Source organism: Streptomyces sp. JLBG701 (genome assembly GCF_058544905.1).
Map to the genome: position 1 here is coordinate 2489512 of NZ_CM178588.1, position 15262 is coordinate 2504773.

At 69.7% G+C, this 15262-nt stretch carries 15 protein-coding genes; 8 read left to right on the top strand and 7 right to left on the bottom strand.

Features of this window, described 5'->3' with window-relative positions:
• Positions 1 to 19: 19 nt before the first annotated feature.
• Positions 20 to 790, bottom strand: coding sequence for an SDR family oxidoreductase (locus AC5DRG_RS11390; RefSeq protein ID WP_491809894.1), 771 nt, complete (start codon positions 788 to 790; stop codon positions 20 to 22).
• A 162-nt stretch (positions 791 to 952) separates the two neighbouring features.
• Between AC5DRG_RS11390 and AC5DRG_RS11395 the strand changes: the two genes are divergently transcribed.
• Positions 953 to 2191, top strand: a complete 1239-nt coding sequence (locus AC5DRG_RS11395; RefSeq protein ID WP_491809895.1) for an exo-beta-N-acetylmuramidase NamZ family protein — start codon at positions 953 to 955, stop codon at positions 2189 to 2191.
• Positions 2192 to 2284: 93 nt separating this feature from the next.
• The gene (locus AC5DRG_RS11400) at positions 2285 to 3601 is read left to right on the top strand and encodes a serine-threonine protein kinase (protein WP_491809896.1); all 1317 of its coding nucleotides are present in this window, start codon (positions 2285 to 2287) and stop codon (positions 3599 to 3601) included.
• Positions 3602 to 3635: 34 nt separating this feature from the next.
• On the opposite strand, the gene AC5DRG_RS11405 is transcribed toward AC5DRG_RS11400, so the two are convergent.
• Positions 3636 to 6419, bottom strand: a complete 2784-nt coding sequence (locus AC5DRG_RS11405) for a penicillin acylase family protein (RefSeq protein ID WP_491809897.1) — start codon at positions 6417 to 6419, stop codon at positions 3636 to 3638.
• A gap of 222 nt (positions 6420 to 6641) precedes the next feature.
• Here AC5DRG_RS11405 and AC5DRG_RS11410 point away from each other — a divergent pair, with 222 nt between their 5' ends.
• Positions 6642 to 7247, top strand: a complete 606-nt coding sequence (locus AC5DRG_RS11410) for a hypothetical protein (protein ID WP_491809898.1) — start codon at positions 6642 to 6644, stop codon at positions 7245 to 7247.
• A gap of 65 nt (positions 7248 to 7312) precedes the next feature.
• Positions 7313 to 8020: a 3-keto-5-aminohexanoate cleavage protein gene (locus tag AC5DRG_RS11415; protein WP_491809899.1), complete on the top strand. Its 708-nt coding sequence runs from the start codon at positions 7313 to 7315 to the stop codon at positions 8018 to 8020.
• 131 nt (positions 8021 to 8151) lie between these two features.
• Here AC5DRG_RS11415 and soxR read toward each other — a convergent pair whose 3' ends face one another.
• On the bottom strand, positions 8152 to 8625 hold the full coding sequence (soxR, locus tag AC5DRG_RS11420) for a redox-sensitive transcriptional activator SoxR (protein ID WP_491809900.1): 474 nt from the start codon (positions 8623 to 8625) through the stop codon (positions 8152 to 8154).
• A 107-nt stretch (positions 8626 to 8732) separates the two neighbouring features.
• Here soxR and AC5DRG_RS11425 point away from each other — a divergent pair, with 107 nt between their 5' ends.
• The gene (locus AC5DRG_RS11425) at positions 8733 to 9194 is read left to right on the top strand and encodes a MaoC family dehydratase (RefSeq protein WP_491809901.1); all 462 of its coding nucleotides are present in this window, start codon (positions 8733 to 8735) and stop codon (positions 9192 to 9194) included.
• Between the two features lie 3 nt (positions 9195 to 9197).
• Here the strand turns inward: AC5DRG_RS11425 and AC5DRG_RS11430 are convergent, their stop codons facing one another.
• The 3 genes from AC5DRG_RS11430 to AC5DRG_RS11440 form a co-directional block, all read right to left on the bottom strand.
• Complete coding sequence (locus AC5DRG_RS11430) at positions 9198 to 9836, bottom strand: TetR/AcrR family transcriptional regulator (RefSeq protein ID WP_491809902.1); 639 nt, start codon at positions 9834 to 9836, stop codon at positions 9198 to 9200.
• A 73-nt stretch (positions 9837 to 9909) separates the two neighbouring features.
• On the bottom strand, positions 9910 to 10155 hold the full coding sequence (locus tag AC5DRG_RS11435; RefSeq protein WP_491809903.1) for a YiaA/YiaB family inner membrane protein: 246 nt from the start codon (positions 10153 to 10155) through the stop codon (positions 9910 to 9912).
• Between the two features lie 75 nt (positions 10156 to 10230).
• Positions 10231 to 11382, bottom strand: a complete 1152-nt coding sequence (locus AC5DRG_RS11440; RefSeq protein WP_491813015.1) for an acyl-CoA dehydrogenase family protein — start codon at positions 11380 to 11382, stop codon at positions 10231 to 10233.
• A 108-nt stretch (positions 11383 to 11490) separates the two neighbouring features.
• On the opposite strand from AC5DRG_RS11440, the gene AC5DRG_RS11445 reads away from it, so the two are divergent.
• The 3 genes from AC5DRG_RS11445 (at position 11491) to AC5DRG_RS11455 (ending at position 14011) form a co-directional block, all read left to right on the top strand.
• Positions 11491 to 12132 carry a TetR/AcrR family transcriptional regulator gene (locus AC5DRG_RS11445; protein WP_491809904.1) on the top strand — a complete coding sequence of 214 codons (642 nt, stop codon included), beginning with the start codon at positions 11491 to 11493 and terminating at the stop codon, positions 12130 to 12132.
• A 58-nt stretch (positions 12133 to 12190) separates the two neighbouring features.
• A complete protein-coding gene (locus AC5DRG_RS11450) occupies positions 12191 to 12901 on the top strand; it encodes an ArsR/SmtB family transcription factor (RefSeq protein WP_491809905.1) in 711 nt (236 codons plus the stop codon).
• A gap of 201 nt (positions 12902 to 13102) precedes the next feature.
• A complete protein-coding gene (locus AC5DRG_RS11455; protein ID WP_491809906.1) occupies positions 13103 to 14011 on the top strand; it encodes a DMT family transporter in 909 nt (302 codons plus the stop codon).
• 164 nt (positions 14012 to 14175) lie between these two features.
• On the opposite strand, the gene AC5DRG_RS11460 is transcribed toward AC5DRG_RS11455, so the two are convergent.
• A complete protein-coding gene (locus AC5DRG_RS11460; protein ID WP_491809907.1) occupies positions 14176 to 15258 on the bottom strand; it encodes a Zn-dependent alcohol dehydrogenase in 1083 nt (360 codons plus the stop codon).
• Between the last annotated feature and the right edge of the window lie 4 nt (positions 15259 to 15262).

Here is a 15262-nt window from a genome sequence, read left to right on the forward strand (position 1 = left end):
AAGTCGGGCAGGACCTCCATCATGCTCGCTGCCCCGCCTCCCACTTCTGCTGGATGTGGTTCATGTTCGTCAACCACCGATCCGGCTCACCGGCCCTCACCTGGTAGTACCCGGCGACCTCGGGGTGCGGAAGGATCAGGAAACGATCCTCCGCCATCCCCTTGAACAGCGCGTCGGCCACGGCCTCGGGCTCGATGGCGGTCGGTTGGAGCACCAGGTCGCCCGCACTGCCGGTGGCCGCGAGCATGTCGGTGCGCACGCCCTGCGGACAGATGGCGTGGACCTTCACCCCCCGGTGCCGATACGTCAGCGACAGCCACTCGGCGAAGGCGTACGCACCGTGCTTGGTGACGCTGTAGGGCGCGGCGCCGATCATGGTGAGCAGCCCGGCGGCGGACACGGTGGACACGAAACGCCCACGCTCCCGCTCCAGCCACCCCGGCAGCAATTCCTGGGCGGCCCGAACATGCGCCATCACGTTCACGTCCCAGGCAGTCGCCCACACCTTCTCGTCGGCCGCCTCGGACCCACCGGAGGCGAGACCGGCGTTGGCGCAGTAGATGTCGACGGTCCCACCAAGCGCGTCGCGAGCGTCCCCGACGATGGCGGAGGCGTCCCCCGGTATGGCGATCCCGCCAATCTCATCGGCGACGGCTTGCGCCTTGCCGGCATCGAGATCATTGACGACAACCCGGGCCCCTTCGCCGGCGAACCGACGGCCGAGGGCCGCCCCGATGCCACCCCCCGCTCCGGTGACGACGACTCCGACATCCTGCACGGCTCCCACCATCGGTCTCCTTTGACGCGCCTGGACTGCAGCCCCAGACTAACCGGTCGGTATGTAGTAGGAAAGGCCGAGCTGGATCCACCTCAGGGGCGCGGGGAACTGCGCGACCAGCCACAACCGGTCCGCACCTTCCACACGACCTGCGGGAGCAATACCGTGCACCCCATGCGCCTATCCAGACGAGCCCTGCTCGCAGCGACCACGGCAGCCGCATCACTCCCCACAGCATCCCCAGCCACTGCGGCCGAGCACCGCAAGAAGTTGCACACCGGCTTCGAAGTCCTAGCCGCGGACGGCTACAGCCTCCTGAACGGCGCCCGAGTAGGAATCGTCACCAACCCCACCGGCATCACCCGCGACGTCCGTCACATCGTCGACGTCATGCACACAGACAGCCGCGTAAACCTAACGGCAGTGTTCGGCCCCGAACACGGCTTCCGAGGCACCGCCCAGGCAGGCGGCTCCGAGGGCCGCTACGACGACCCGGCGACCGGACTCCCCGTCTACGACACGTATCTGAAGAGCGGTCAGCCACTGGCCGACATCTTCACGGCATCCAACGTGGACACCGTCGTCTTCGACATCCAGGATGTCGGCGCCCGCTTCTACACCTACATCTGGACGCTGTACGACTGCATGGAGGCTGCCCAGCTCGCGGGCAAGCGGTTCGTCGTGCTGGACCGGCCGAACCCGGTGACCGGCCGCTCAGCCCAGGGTCCCGTGCTGCACAGGGAGTTCGCCACGTTCGTAGGACGGCAGCCGATCTCCCAGGCGCACGGAATGACCGTCGCGGAACTGGCCGGTCTGTTCAACGGGGAGTTCCTGACCACGCCGGTCGAGCTGGACACCGTACTGATGACGGGTTGGAAGCGGTCGGAGTTCTACGACGCCACCGCGCTGCCGTGGGTGCCGCCGAGCCCGAACATGCCGACGCCCGACACCGCTCTCGTGTATTCGGGGACCTGTCTCTTCGAGGGGACGAACCTGTCGGAGGGGCGCGGGACGACCCGCCCGTTCGAGCTGCTCGGCGCGGAGGGGCTGGACGGGCGATGGGCGGCCGAGGTGGGTGAACTCGACTTGCCCGGCGTGTACTTCAGGGAGGCGTACTTCGCGCCCACCTTCTCCAAGTTCCAGGGCAAGACGATCGGGGGCGTGCAGATCCACGTCCACGACCGGGCCGCGTACGACCCCGTGCGCACCGGAATCGCACTCCTGGTGACCGCCAAGAAGGTGTGGAGCGGCTTCACTTGGCGCTCCGACAACTGGATCGACAAGCTCACCGGTTCCACGGGGGTGCGCACGGCGATCGACGCGGGGGCCGGTGTCGACGACGTGGTGGCGGGCTGGCAGGAGGAGTTGGCGGCGTTCCGGAAGGTACGGAAGGGATACCTCCGCTACAGCTGAGCCACGAGATGAGCCACGACGTATGGCCAACCTTGCGCGGTGGCGGGACGATGCGCCCGTAAAGCACCACTTCGGGGGACAAGGGGGCCCGTGATGGCGGATCCGGTGATGAGCGTGACGCCGTACTGGGAGCTGACGTTCGACGCGGACGGCGATGTGGACGCCCGCGAGCGGGACCGGCTGCTGGCGGAGGTGCGTCGGCGCGGCGTGCGTGACCTGGTCGTCTTCGCGCACGGCTGGAACAACGACCGATCCGGCGCGACCCGGCTCTACAGCCGTTTCTTCGCACCGATCCCGGAGCTCGTGCCGAAGGCCAAGATCGGGTACGTGGGCGTGGTGTGGCCGTCGATGCGATTCTCGGACGAGCCGATCCCGGACTTCCCGCGGTCGGCGGCCGTCGAGCCGCCCCGGCGTCCGGTGCTGGACAAGGACACCCGGCACGCGCTTCTGGAGACCTTCCCGGGCCGGGCGACGGTGATCGACCAGATCGCCCGGATGCTGGACCAACAGCCGGATGACGAGGCCGAGTTGGAGGAGTTCGGGCGGCTGGTGAGGGCACTGGTCGACGTCGTGCCTCCGGGCCCGCAGCTGCTGTTCGCGGCGGACACCCTCGCCGAGGGCGTGCCGCAGAGCGATCCCCTGATGTTCGCGGGGTCCACGGCCATGGTCTGCGAGGAGTTCGCGCGGGAGCTCGCCGAGGCCGAATCCCCGGGTGCGGTGAGCGAGTTCGCGCTGCCCAACCCGTGGGACGGGGCGCACGAACTGCTGCGGCAGGCGACGTACTACACGATGAAGCGACGCGCGGGGACCGTCGGTGAGCGCGGGCTCGGCCGGGTGATCGGGCAACTGGCCGCGGCGGCACCGGAGGTACGGGTTCATCTCGTCGGGCACAGTTTCGGCGGGCGGCTGGTGTCGTTCGCGCTGCGCGGGCTGCCCGAGGGGGTGCGCACGGTGAAGTCCGTGACGCTGCTCCAAGGGGCCTTCTCCCACTACGCGTTCGCGGCACGTCTGCCGCACGACGCGCGGGCGGGCGGCGTGTTGCAGGGTCAGCAGAACCGCATCGACGGCCCGCTGGTCTGCTGCCACTCCTCGTTCGACGCGGCGCTCGGCTCGGTGTATCCGCTGGCCTCGCGGATGGCTGACGACGCCGCGTCGGTCGCGGGCTTCGACGTGCGGAGGGTGCTGGGCGCCAAGTGGGGTGCGATGGGGCACGACGGCGTACAGGCGGTGCCGGGCACGCGGGCGTTGAAGCTCGCCGACGCGCTGAACGCGAAGCTGCCCACGTCCGGGTGCGTGAACATCGACGTGGCCGCCGTGGTCAGGCGCGGCGGCCCGCCGTCCGGTGCGCACAGCGACATCGTGCACCGGGAGCTGGCGCAGGTGGTGCTGGCGGCGGGCCGTATCGCGTGACCCGCCGCCGCTCCTGCACTAGGACTTCATCACCTCACCGGTGCGAGGTGAACTCCACCACCTGCTGGTAGGTGGGCCGGTTCTGCCAGCTGATGTTGTAGTGCTTGATGCCGCCCAGGGTGCTCTGGACGATCGAGTCGGCGCACCACTGGTCGCCCGCGGAGCACAGGTCGTCCCCGGGGTAGACCGTGGCCGCGGTCGTGCCGGCCGCGGTCTTCAGGGTGCTGATCAGGGTGTCCCGGCACGAGCTGAGGGTGCCGCTGCCGCAGTACTTCTGGGTGAGCCCGCCCGAGACTGTCTCACCGAGCACCGCCCGGATGTCCTTGTCGACATAGCTCCACCAGCCGTACTGGAAAGAGCTGCCCGCGTGCGCGCCGGTCGGGCCGTGCGCGGCCGACGGGGACTCGTCGATCGGGAGGTTGTCGGTGAAGGCGGTGTACAGGTCGGTGCCGAGGCCCGGTTCGAACTCGGCCTGCACCAGCAGGGGCCACCAGGCGTCGAGGATGCGGATCGCGTCGGCGTTGGCGTAGGCCTTCGACCCGGCCGAGGTCTCGGTCCGTTTCCCGCCGGCCGTGAGCCAGGTGGACAGCTTGCTGACCGCGGCGGCGGCCGTGGTGTCGGTCACCGTCGAGCTGTTGATGACCTTCAACAGGTCAGGCAGCACGTCCTCGGCGCGCAGATCGGCGAGCGCGGCGTCCGCCATCGCCTTCACCAGCGAGGCCCGGGTCACACCGCCCGCGGCCACGAGTTTCTTCACCCGGTCCTCCAGCAGGTTGCCGCGATGGACCGACCCGTCGCCCCAGGAGGCGGTGGCGTAGTCCTTGGCCTGCTTGTTGTTCCAGGAGATGTAGTAGTCCTGGTCGACCGAGTTCGGGTGCGCGGACGCGGCCGTGTAGGAGGCGGTGTTGGTCGCCGCGTCCCAGTTCTGCCACTCGTACGCCGTCTGCGCCCACACCGGGAACTCGGAGTCGACGCCGGTGGCACGCACCGGGTTGTCGCCGCTGTTGTAGTACGCGGTGTGCGTCGAGTCGGCGTAGAACCAGTTGAACGTGTAGTTGATGTGCTGCGCGGCGGTCTGGAAGGTCGCCGGGCTGTTCACGTAGTCCGGGTCGTTGAGCATCTGGAAGCCGATGATCGAGTCGGCCTCGTGCATGAAGGACGAGCGCAGGGTCGTGTAGGCGACCTTCTTGCCGCCGACTGTCGCGCGGTACTCGACGGGACCGTATTTCGTACGCCAGACACGCATCGTGTACGAGCCGGCCGCGGTGCCGTCGGCGGTCGTCGGCGTCCAGGCGTTCGCCTGCTCGACCTTCTCCATGGCCGTGCAGGTGCCGTGGTACAGGTAGTGGTAGTCGTCCTGGCACAGCTCGACCGCGTACGTGTCGATGATGTCCTGGCCCGAGGTGGTCGCGCTCCACGCGTAGTCCTGGCCGCGGCCGAGTTCGACGTACATGCTCAAGCCGGCGAAGGAGGCGCCTCGGGCGCTGATGCCGGGGCCCTGGATCTCCTGGAGCATGAGCAGCTGCGGTGCGAAGTAGCCGGTCTGCGGGCCGAAGACGGCGACAGGGTGGCCGCTGGCGGTGTACTTGCCGCTGACGACGAGGGCGTTGGACATACCGCGTCTGGCCGAGCTGAGGGCGTTCGTGGTCGCCGTCTCGGCGGCGGCGGTGGCGTCCTGGTCGCCGCCGGTGCCCGTGGGGTCGTAGATCAGCGGCTCGGTGGTCACCGAACCCGAGTCGGGCAGCGCCGCGCCCTGTGGGCTGTCGGGCTTGGCCGCGTACGGGAAGCTCTCGCCGTTGTGGACGGTGAGGACCGCCTCGGCGTCGTTGCGCTCGCGGAAGGCCTCCCAGACCTTGGTGCCCTCCGTGACGCCGTACTTGCTCTGGGCGGCGATGAGCGAGATGGCGTTGTTGACCTCGCCGCCACCGCCCGAGCCGAAGAGCGCGCCGATCACGGAGGCCAGCGCCACCAGGTCGGTGATCTTGAAGTGGTCGATGGTGCCGGCGTTGGTGACGGAGTCCTTGTGGCCGGTCAGGACGTACTCGCCGGGGAAGTAACGGCCGCTGTCGGAGGCGTCGATGTAGGCGTTGACGCCGGCGAGGTAGGCGTTGACGTCGGCGAGGGCCTGCTGGCCACGGGTGCCGTTCTTCGCTATCGCGCTGTCGATCTGCGCCTGGAGGTCGGCCTCGGTGTAGGGCGCGTTGCGCCAGAACTCCTGCTCCAGGCCCTGGTTGGAGGCGGCGCCGCCGGCGAACGTGGTCAGCTGGCCGCGGCCGACGTGCCGGAAGACGTCCATGAGCCAGAGCCGGTCCTGCGCGGCGGCGTATCCGGCGCCGAACTCGGTGCCGTAGCGGGTCGTGCCTGTGATGTGCGGCACACCGGTCTTCTTGTCGCGGACGATCGTCACGTCGGTGCGGCCCGCGGGATTCAGGGTGGACTCGACCTGGTCGGAGGCGACCCCGAACGAGGCGTCGTTGAAGAAGGTGTTGATCGTCGCGTTGGTGAGCGTGGTGTGGCCCGTGGCCAGGTTGGCATAGGGGCCGAGCTGGTCCTCCGCGTGCGCGGGCTGGGAGCCGAAGGCCTGGTTGAGCAGGATCTGCGCGAGGGTGGCGTTGCCGTTCTCACCGGGCGGGAGGATGTCGGAGCACTGGCCGCCGCAGTAGTCGGTAGCCGCCGTCGCGTCGACTGCCACCGCTTGGGAAAGAGGAGACAAAAGGGCGGCAACGAGGGTGCATACGGTTGCCGCCTTCAGGAACCCGGGGAATCTTCGGGGAGTTCTCAGTCTGTCGAGCAACGTGCGTGAGGTGCGCCGAGACATGGCAGCTCCTACCGACGGGGGTGAGGCCGGACGTTACCGCCGGTATCCCCGGGATTGAAGGTGAACATGCGTCACTTTTCAAGTTCATGGCGACCTACTTATGGAGGACATCCGAAATCGGATGGAGCCAAATCGCTTGTCGATACGTCTATTCGGCAACGTCCGAACGACGACGCCGAAGTAACCGAAGTACAGGTGCAGGTGTGACGGAGGTGCAGGGCGATGGCCGGTTTCCGGAGTCTGGCGAGACAGGTGCGAGATCCGCGGAGTGATCTGGCACTGCGGCGGTACTCACTGCGCAAGTGCCTTGAGCGGTTCGCCCCTTACGGGCACAGGGCGACCTGGGATCATTTGTGCTCCCGGGCAGGGTTCGGTCCCGAGGACCGTTCCCCCGACCCGGTGCGGCTCGTGGCCGCACTGGACGAGTTGGAGGAAGCGCGTTCGGTGTGGCTCGCCTACGAGGTCGAGTTCGCCCAGCGTCGCAAGAAGGAGAAGCACGACGGGTTGCGCCGGCCGGGCACGGTCGACGACTGGCACCGGCTGACCTGGGGCGGCTTCGGTGTCGCCTGGTGCGACGACCCGCGTATCCATCCCCGTGAACCAATGGCCGAGGTGCTGCGACGGCTGATCGCCGCCCTGGAGCGCGAACCGGGCTCGGTGTGCCCGGTGTGCGGCGGGGAGCGCCTCATATGGAAGTACGACCTGGCCCACGAGCCTTCGTCGGGTCCGGTCTGCACGGACTGCGGAATCGTGGTGCCGCGTCCGGTGCTGACAGCCGAGGCCCTGGCAGGCGCCAGGCGCGGACGGCTGCTGCTCATGTCGGCCTAGTACGACGGGGGTGCGCCGGGGATGCCGCACCCCCCTTTGTCAGTGGTGTTTGGCACCATCGAGACATGATCCAGGTGTGTCTCAACGGGCCCCGAGGGGCCGCCGACGGCGCGATGGTGCCGCTCTCTCCGGGAGCGATGGCCGACTCCGCGGCCGAGGCGGTCGCGGCCGGGGCGACGGACGTCCACGTGCACCCCAAGTCCCCCTGCGGACACGACACACTGTCCCCGCGCGCGGTCGCGGCGACGCTGGAGGCCATACGTTCCCTGGTGTCGGTGCCGGTCGGTGTGACCACGGGCGCCTGGGCCGAGCCGGATCCGGCGGCCCGGCTGGAGCGGGTGCTGAGCTGGACGGTGCTCCCGGACCACGCCTCGGTCAACTGGCACGAGCCGGGCGCGGAGGAGCTCGCCGCGGCACTGATCGACCGAGGTGTGGGCGTGGAGGCCGGCATCTGGTCGGGCACGGACGCGGCCGTCCGCTTCCGCGTCTCGCCGCTCGGGCCAAGGGTGTTGCGTGTCCTGGCGGAGGTGACGGACCGGGACGCGAGCAGCGCGGAGGCGTCGGCGCGTGCCCTCCTTTCCGACCTGGGCGCGGCACACGGGCGCGCTGTGCTGCTGCACGGCGAGGACGGAGGTGCCTGGCCGGTGTTGCGGCTGGCGGGGCGGTTGGGGCTTGCCACCCGGATTGGGCTGGAGGACACATTGGTTCTGCCGGACGGGGTACGGGCCGTGTCCAACGCTCAGTTGGTGGCGGAGACGGTGCGGAGTCGCTGAGCAGTGCGATTGGTTGGGGCGGTTGTACGCCGCAAGCCGGTGGGGGCTGGTCGCGCCCCGCGGCGGAGCCGCTAATGTCACAGCCCCGCGCCCCTAGGTCGATTGGCCTCGCCGGAGTTTGTCAGTTGTCGTCAGTCGGTCTGTTTGGCTGCGCGCTCCACCATCAGGCGCGAGCCCGTGAGGCGTTCGCCGAACGCGTCGTCCGGGTTGGACAGTACGCAGGTGTCCAGGGACAGGCACCCGCAGCCGATGCAGTCGGTGAGGTGGTCGCGGAGTCGGTTCAGTTGCTTGATGCGCTCGTCCAGCTCCGAGCGCCACGCCTCCGAGAGCCGTGCCCAGTCCTCATGGGTAGGGGTGCGCTCCTCGGGGAGTTGGGCGAGCGCCTCGCGAATCGTGGCCAGCGGGATGCCGACGCGCTGCGCGGCGCGGACGAAGGCGACCCGGCGCAGGGTGTCACGGCCGTAGCGGCGTTGGTTGCCCGTGGTACGGCGGCTGCTGATGAGGCCCTTGGACTCGTAGAAGTGCAGGGCGGAGACGGCGGCGCCGCTGCGGGCGGCGAGCTGGCCGACCGTGAGTTCGTGGATCTTCTCGGGAATCTGGGGCACCTCTCGAAGCCTACCCACCCCGCCACTCCCCCGGTCCGTTGACAGGGGCCTCGCGTCCGACCATGCTAAGCAGTTGCTTAGAGTTGAACGATGCGGGAGGCCGGGACATGGCAGAGCCGAGGATCTTCACGGGCGCCGACGACCTGAAGGCGGCGGTGGGCGAGCAGTTGGGGTACACCGACTGGCTGGAGGTCGACCAGAAGCGGATCGATCTGTTCGCGGAGGCCACGGGGGATCACCAGTGGATCCACGTCGATCCCGAGAAGGCCGCCGCCGGTCCCTTCGGGACCACGATCGCCCACGGCTATCTGACCTTGTCGCTGCTGCCGCTGTTCGGGCCCCAGCTGATCAAGGTCGAGGGCGTGAAGATGGGCGTCAACTACGGGACGAACAAGGTCCGTTTCCCCTCCCCTGTCCCGGTCGGCTCACGGCTGCGCGCCACCGCGACGATCACCGGCGTCGACGACGTGACCGGTGGCGTGCAGGTGAGCGTCGCCTTCAGCGTGGAGCGCGAGGGCGGCGACAAGCCGGTGTGCGTGGCCGAGTCGGTCTCGCGTTATTACCTGTAGGGGCTACTTGCCCAGGGGCTGCTTGGCCCCCACCATCCGCAGCACGAGGTCGGCGTAGAGCGCGCCGACCTCGTCGGGCGTCCGGGCTCCGTCGACGTTGAACCAGCGGGCCACGTCGATGCACAGGGAAAGCACGGCCAGCGTCGTACCGGGCACGTCGGGCACCTCGAACTCGCCCGCCGCGACACCGTCCTCGATGATTCCGCGCACCTCGGCGTCGACCTGACGGCGCAGCGCGACGATCTCGGCGCGGGCCTCGGGGCCGAGCGCGTCGAGTTCGTACTGCACGACCCGCGCGGTGGTGTGCTGTCCAGCGTGCCAGCGCACGAAGGAACTCACGGCGACGGCGAGCCGCTCGGCCGCGCTGCCCTCGCCCGCGGACGCGGCGCGCAGGATGTCGAGGGCCTTGTCGTGGCCCATCCTGCTGATGCGGTGGAGCAGCTCTTCCTTGGTCTTGTAGTGGATGTAGAGCGCGGCCGGACTCATGCCGGCGCGGCCCGCGATGTCCCGGGTCGTCGTGGCGTGGTAGCCGCGCTCGGCGAAGGCCTCCACGGCGGCCACGAGCAGTCGCCGGGCCGCGTCGGGCGTGACCTCGCCCCAGGGCTGCGGCTCGCCGCCGACCGTGTCCTCCGCCGTACTCATCGCTCGTTCGCCCCTCTCACCGGCTGGGGTAACACCATACAGCCGAAGCTGAGCGAGCGCTTAGCCTGCCCGCTCAGAGCTTCTCGAAGGGGTGGTAGGCGCGGTTCTCCGCCTCCTGTCGGTCGCGGATCACCTTGGCCAGGGTGAACGCGGAGGTGACCAGATACAGGACGGCGATCGCCAGGAAGGCCCGCACCCAGGCGTCGGCGTCGAGCTTGAAGATGCCGATCGCGGTGGCCGCCATGGCGACGGCGAAGGAGGCGACCGCCTGGCCGTAGAAGGCGGCGGTGTTCTGCTGCTTGCCCGGTGTGTCACTCATGGGACAAGCGTCGGCGGACGTGGCCCGCGCCACATCCGCCGAAGTACTCACCCATGTACTCATAAGGCCACAGACTCAGAAGGCCGAAACCCCCGTCAGCGCCCGCCCGATGAGGAGTTTCTGGATCTGACTGGTGCCCTCGTAGAGGGTCATCACGCGGGCGTCGCGCAGGAGCTTGCCGGCCGGGTACTCGTCGATGTAGCCGTAGCCGCCGAAGACCTGGAGGGCGTTGTTGGCGGCGCGGACGGCGGCCTCGGAGGCGAAGAGCTTGGCCTTGGAGGACTCGGTGGCGAAGGACAGGCCGCGGTCGATCAGGTCGGCGACGCGCCAGGTCAGCAGCCGTGCCGCGTCCACGTCGACGGCGATGTCGCTGAGCAGCTCCTGCACCAGCTGGTGGTGGGCGATGGGCTTGCCGAACTGCTCGCGCTCGCCCGCGTAGCGGACCGCCACGTCGAGGGCCGCCTGCGCTATGCCGACGCAGCCCGCAGCCACCGACATCCGCCCCTTGGCCAGGGCCGACATGGCGACGGAGAAGCCCTTGCCCTCGGGCGCGATCATCGCGGAGGCCGGTACGCGTACGTCCTGAAGGACCAGTTCGGCGGTGGCCTGGCCGCGCAGGCCGAGCTTGCCGTGGATGGTGCGGCGGGTCAGGCCGGGCGTGGAGGTCGGTACGAGAAAGGCGGAGACGCCCTTGTGGCCGGGGGCGTCCGTGGAGCGGGCGAAGAGCAGGACCACGTCGGCCCAGGTGCCGTTCGTGATGAACATCTTGGTGCCGTTGATGACGTAGTCGTCGCCTTCGCGGACCGCGCGTGTGGTGAGGTTGCCCGCGTCGGATCCGGTGCCCGGTTCGGTGAGGCCGAAGCAGCCGATGTAGTCGCCGGAGGTGAGGCCGGGCAGCCAGCGCCGCTTCTGGTCCTCGTCGCCCCAGGCCGCGATGGTCTTGGCGACCAGCCCGAGGGAGACGGACACGATGCCGCGCACGGAGGAGTCCCCGCGCCCGAGCTCCTCCGTCACCAGGCAGTACGCGAGATGGTCGCCGCCCGAGCCGCCGTACTCCTCGTCGATCGTCAGCCCCAGGAAACCGACCTCGCCGAGCTTCTTCACGAGGGACCGGTCGACTTCCTCGGCCCGGTCCCAGGCGATGACGTTCGGGGCGATCTCGCGTTCCACGAAGTCCCGGGCCAGCTGCCGTACGGCGGTCTGCTCCTCGCTGAGCCCCAGGTTCACCACGAGATCACCCCACAGAAGACACGGAAGACGCAGAAGACGGACCTTGGAAGCCGTACATTTAAATTAGCACTGCTAGTTTCTGGTCGCAGCCCTACTATGTGCGCCATGGCCCGACCGCGCAAGCCCCTCCTCAGCACCGACCGGATCGTCGCGACGGCACGCGCGCTGGTGGACGCGGAGGGCCTCGCGGCCGTCTCCACCCGCCGGCTCGCCGCCGAGCTGGGCGTGAGCGGACCGTCCCTCTACAACCACTTCAGCACCAAGGACCAGATCCTGGAGGCGGTCGCGGACTCGGTGAGCGCCTTGGTCGACCTGTCGATGTTCGAGGACGGCCGGGACTGGCGGACCGCCCTGCACGACTGGGCCGTCTCCTACCGGGCCGCCCTGCGCGACCACCCCAACATCGTCCCGGTCCTCGCCCGCGGCCCCGGCCGCCGCCCCGCCGGGCTGCGCCTCGCCGACGCCGTCTACGGCGGGATGGTCGGCGCGGGCTGGCCGGCGGCGCAGGCCACGTCCATCGGCGCGCTGATGCGGTACTTCGTCATGGGCTCCGCGCTCGGCTCCTTCGCCGGGGGCTTCGTGGACGACGAGAGCGCGTACGACCCCGCCGACTACCCCCACCTCGGGCAGGCCCACCTTCTCGCCGAGCAGCAGGAGAAGATCGACGAGCGGGCCTTCGAGACCGGGCTCACTGCTCTGCTCGACGGGCTGGCGCAGCAGTACGAGCAGGTTCGGCGCAGCGCATAGTTCTGCGGGCGGGACAGTTCGGTGGGCACCGAAGTGTCCGTGGCCCATGCTGAAGTACATGACCTCCAGGGATGCCCAGGCTCCCCAGCTGGCCCGGCTCGCCTCGCTGATCGCCGACGAGACGCGGGCCGCGTGTCTGCTGGCGTTGCTCGACGGGCGGGCTTGGACCGCGAGTGAGCTGGCCCGGCACGCGGGTGTCGCCGCGTCGACGTTGAGCGAGCATCTGGGCAAGCTTGTCGCCGGCGGCCTTCTCGCCGAGGAGCGGCAGGGGCGGCATCGGTATGTGCGACTTGCCGACGCGCGGGTGGCTCAGCTGATGGAGGAGCTGGCCTCGCAGGTCGATCCGGGGGCGGTCGTGCGGCCGCGGAATCTGCGGGAGTCGAGTGCGGGGTCTGCCATGGCGCGTGGGCGTACCTGTTATGACCATCTGGCGGGGCGGCTCGGTATCGCGGTGACTGATGCGCTGACGGATCGTCAACTGCTGGTGCAGGACACCGGGTTCGCGCTTACGGACGCGGGGGTGCGGTGGTTCGGCTCGGTCGGTATTCCCCTCGAACGTAAGGGTCGGCGTCCGCTTGCCCGTGCTTGCCTCGACTGGACCGAGCGGCGGCCGCATTTGGCGGGGGTCGCGGGGGCTGCGTTGTGCCGGCATGCGCTGGATGCCGGGTGGTGCGTGCGGATCGGGTCGGAGCGGGCCGTGAAGGTGACGGGGGCGGGTGAGCTGGCTTTGCACGAGCTGTTGGGGATCAGGGCGGAGGCGCTGCGGTAGTTGTTCGTCTGCGGGTGCGCGGGGGCTGGTCGCACCCACGCGGCGGAGCCGCATATCGACACAGCCCCACACCCCTGGGGAGTTGCCGCTCGCGCCCGTCGATAGGCGCCGACGTTCCAGTGCCAAACGCCCCCCTGCCCGTCCGACTTGACGTCCGAAATCCGCGAGCCCTCCCCCCTACTCCCTCCTAGCCTCAGGAGCATGATGAACCTGTCCCGTCGTACCGACCTCCTCGCCGCCGGTGCCGCCACCTTCACCGTCGTGCTGTGGGCCTCCGCGTTCGTCTCGATCCGGAGCGCGGGGGACGCGTATTCGCCGGGCGCACTCGCGCTGGGGCGGCTGCTCGCCGGGGCGTTGACACTGGGCGTGATGTGTCTCCTACGGCGGGAAGGGGTGCCGCCGAGGTCTGCCTGGCGCGGGATCGCGATATCCGGGGTGCTGTGGTTCGGCTTCTACATGGTGGTCCTGAACTGGGGCGAGCAGCAGGTCGACGCCGGTACGGCCGCCCTGGTCGTGAACATCGGGCCGATCCTCATCGCCCTGCTCGGCGCGCGACTGCTCGGCGACGCGATGCCGCCGCGGCTGGTGGCGGGCATGGCGGTGTCGTTCGCCGGTGCGGCGATCGTGGGGCTGTCCATGTCGGGCGGGGGCGGTTCCTCGGTGCTCGGCGTGGTGCTGTGTCTGCTGGCGGCGGTGGCGTACGCGGGCGGGGTCGTCGCGCAGAAGCCGGCGCTGGGGCGGGCGAGTGCGTTGCAGGTGACGACGTTCGGGTGTCTCGTCGGCACGGTGGTCTGTCTGCCGTTCGCCGGGCAACTGGTGCACGAGGCTGCCGACGCGCCGGTCTCCGCCACGCTCAACATGGTCTATCTCGGCGTGTTCCCGACCGCGCTCGCCTTCACGACGTGGGCGTACGCCCTGGCCCGTACGACCGCCGGTCGCATGGGCGCGACCACGTACGCCGTCCCCGCACTGGTCGTCCTGATGTCCTGGCTGGCGCTGGGCGAGGTGCCGGGGTTGTTCACGCTGGCGGGCGGGGCGCTGTGTCTGGCGGGTGTGGCGGTGTCGCGGTCCCGGGCGCGGGCGCGCTCCGCGGTGCAGGTTGTTCGTTGAGCGCGGGTTGTTCTTGGGCGCGGGTGGGAGCTGGGGGCGCTGCCCCCAGACCCCCGATCGGCCTGGACGGCCTCGTCCTCAAACGCCGGACGGGCTGGGGTGGACTGGACCGGCGCCGAAAAGAGAACCCTCGCCGGTCAAAGATCCTCGTCCCCAAAGACCCCTCAGAACACCACCAACGCCCTCCCCCCTTTCCCCGCCACCATGTTCTCGAACGCCGCCGGAATCCCCTCCAGGGCTATCCGGTCGGTCACCAGACTCCCCAAGTCCAGCCGCCCCGCCCGTACATGCTCGGCCAGCACCGGAAGATCCTTCGTCGGGTCGGAGTTGCCGTAGACGCAGCCCGAGAGGGTGCGGCCCCAGTGGAAGAGTTCCAGGGCGTTGAAGGTGACCTGTTGGTCCTTGCCGCCGATGCCCACCACTGTTGTGCGGCCGCCTCGGCGGGTGGATTCCCAGGCCGTGCGGATCGTCACCGCGCGGCCTACGCACTCGACGGCCACGTCGACGCCCTGTTTGCCGGTGAGGGCGCGGATCGCTCGGGCCGTGTTCTCGGAGGCGACGACGTAGTCCGTGGCGCCCGCCCCGCGCGCCAACTCCTCCTTCTCCGGGGAGACATCGACCGCGACGATCTTCGAAGCGCCCGCGATCCGGGCCGCCTGGAGAGCCGAGAGGCCGACTCCGCCCACCCCGAAGACCGCCACCGTCTCCCCCGGCAGCACCCTTGCCGAGTGGTGGACGGCGCCGTAGCCGGTGAGGACCGCACAGCCGAGGAGGGCCGCGTCGGCCAGAGGGACGCCCTGCGGGGCCGGCAGGACGCAGGCCGCCGACACCACCGTCTCCTCCGCGAACGCGGCCACGTTCAGGCCCGGGTGGAGGTCGGTGCCGTCGGAGGTGCGGTGGGCGTAGACATCGGCGGCGCCTGCCAGCGCGTTGGCGCACAGCCAGACCTCGCCCAGTGAGCAGGCGTGGCAACTTCCGCACGCCGGAGCCCAGTTGAGGACCACTCCGTCGCCCGGCGAGACGTGAGTGACCCCCTCCCCTACGGCTACGACCGTGCCCGCGCCCTCGTGGCCCAGGACGGCCGGGACCGGCACTCGCATCGTGCCGTTGGAGAGGGACAGGTCGGAGTGGCAGACCCCGGCGGCGGCGAGACGGACGCGGACCTGGCCGGGGCCGGGGTCCGGGAGGTCGATCTCGGTGAACTCCAGCGGGGCGCCCACGGCCGGAAGTACAGCTGCGCGAACCATGTGC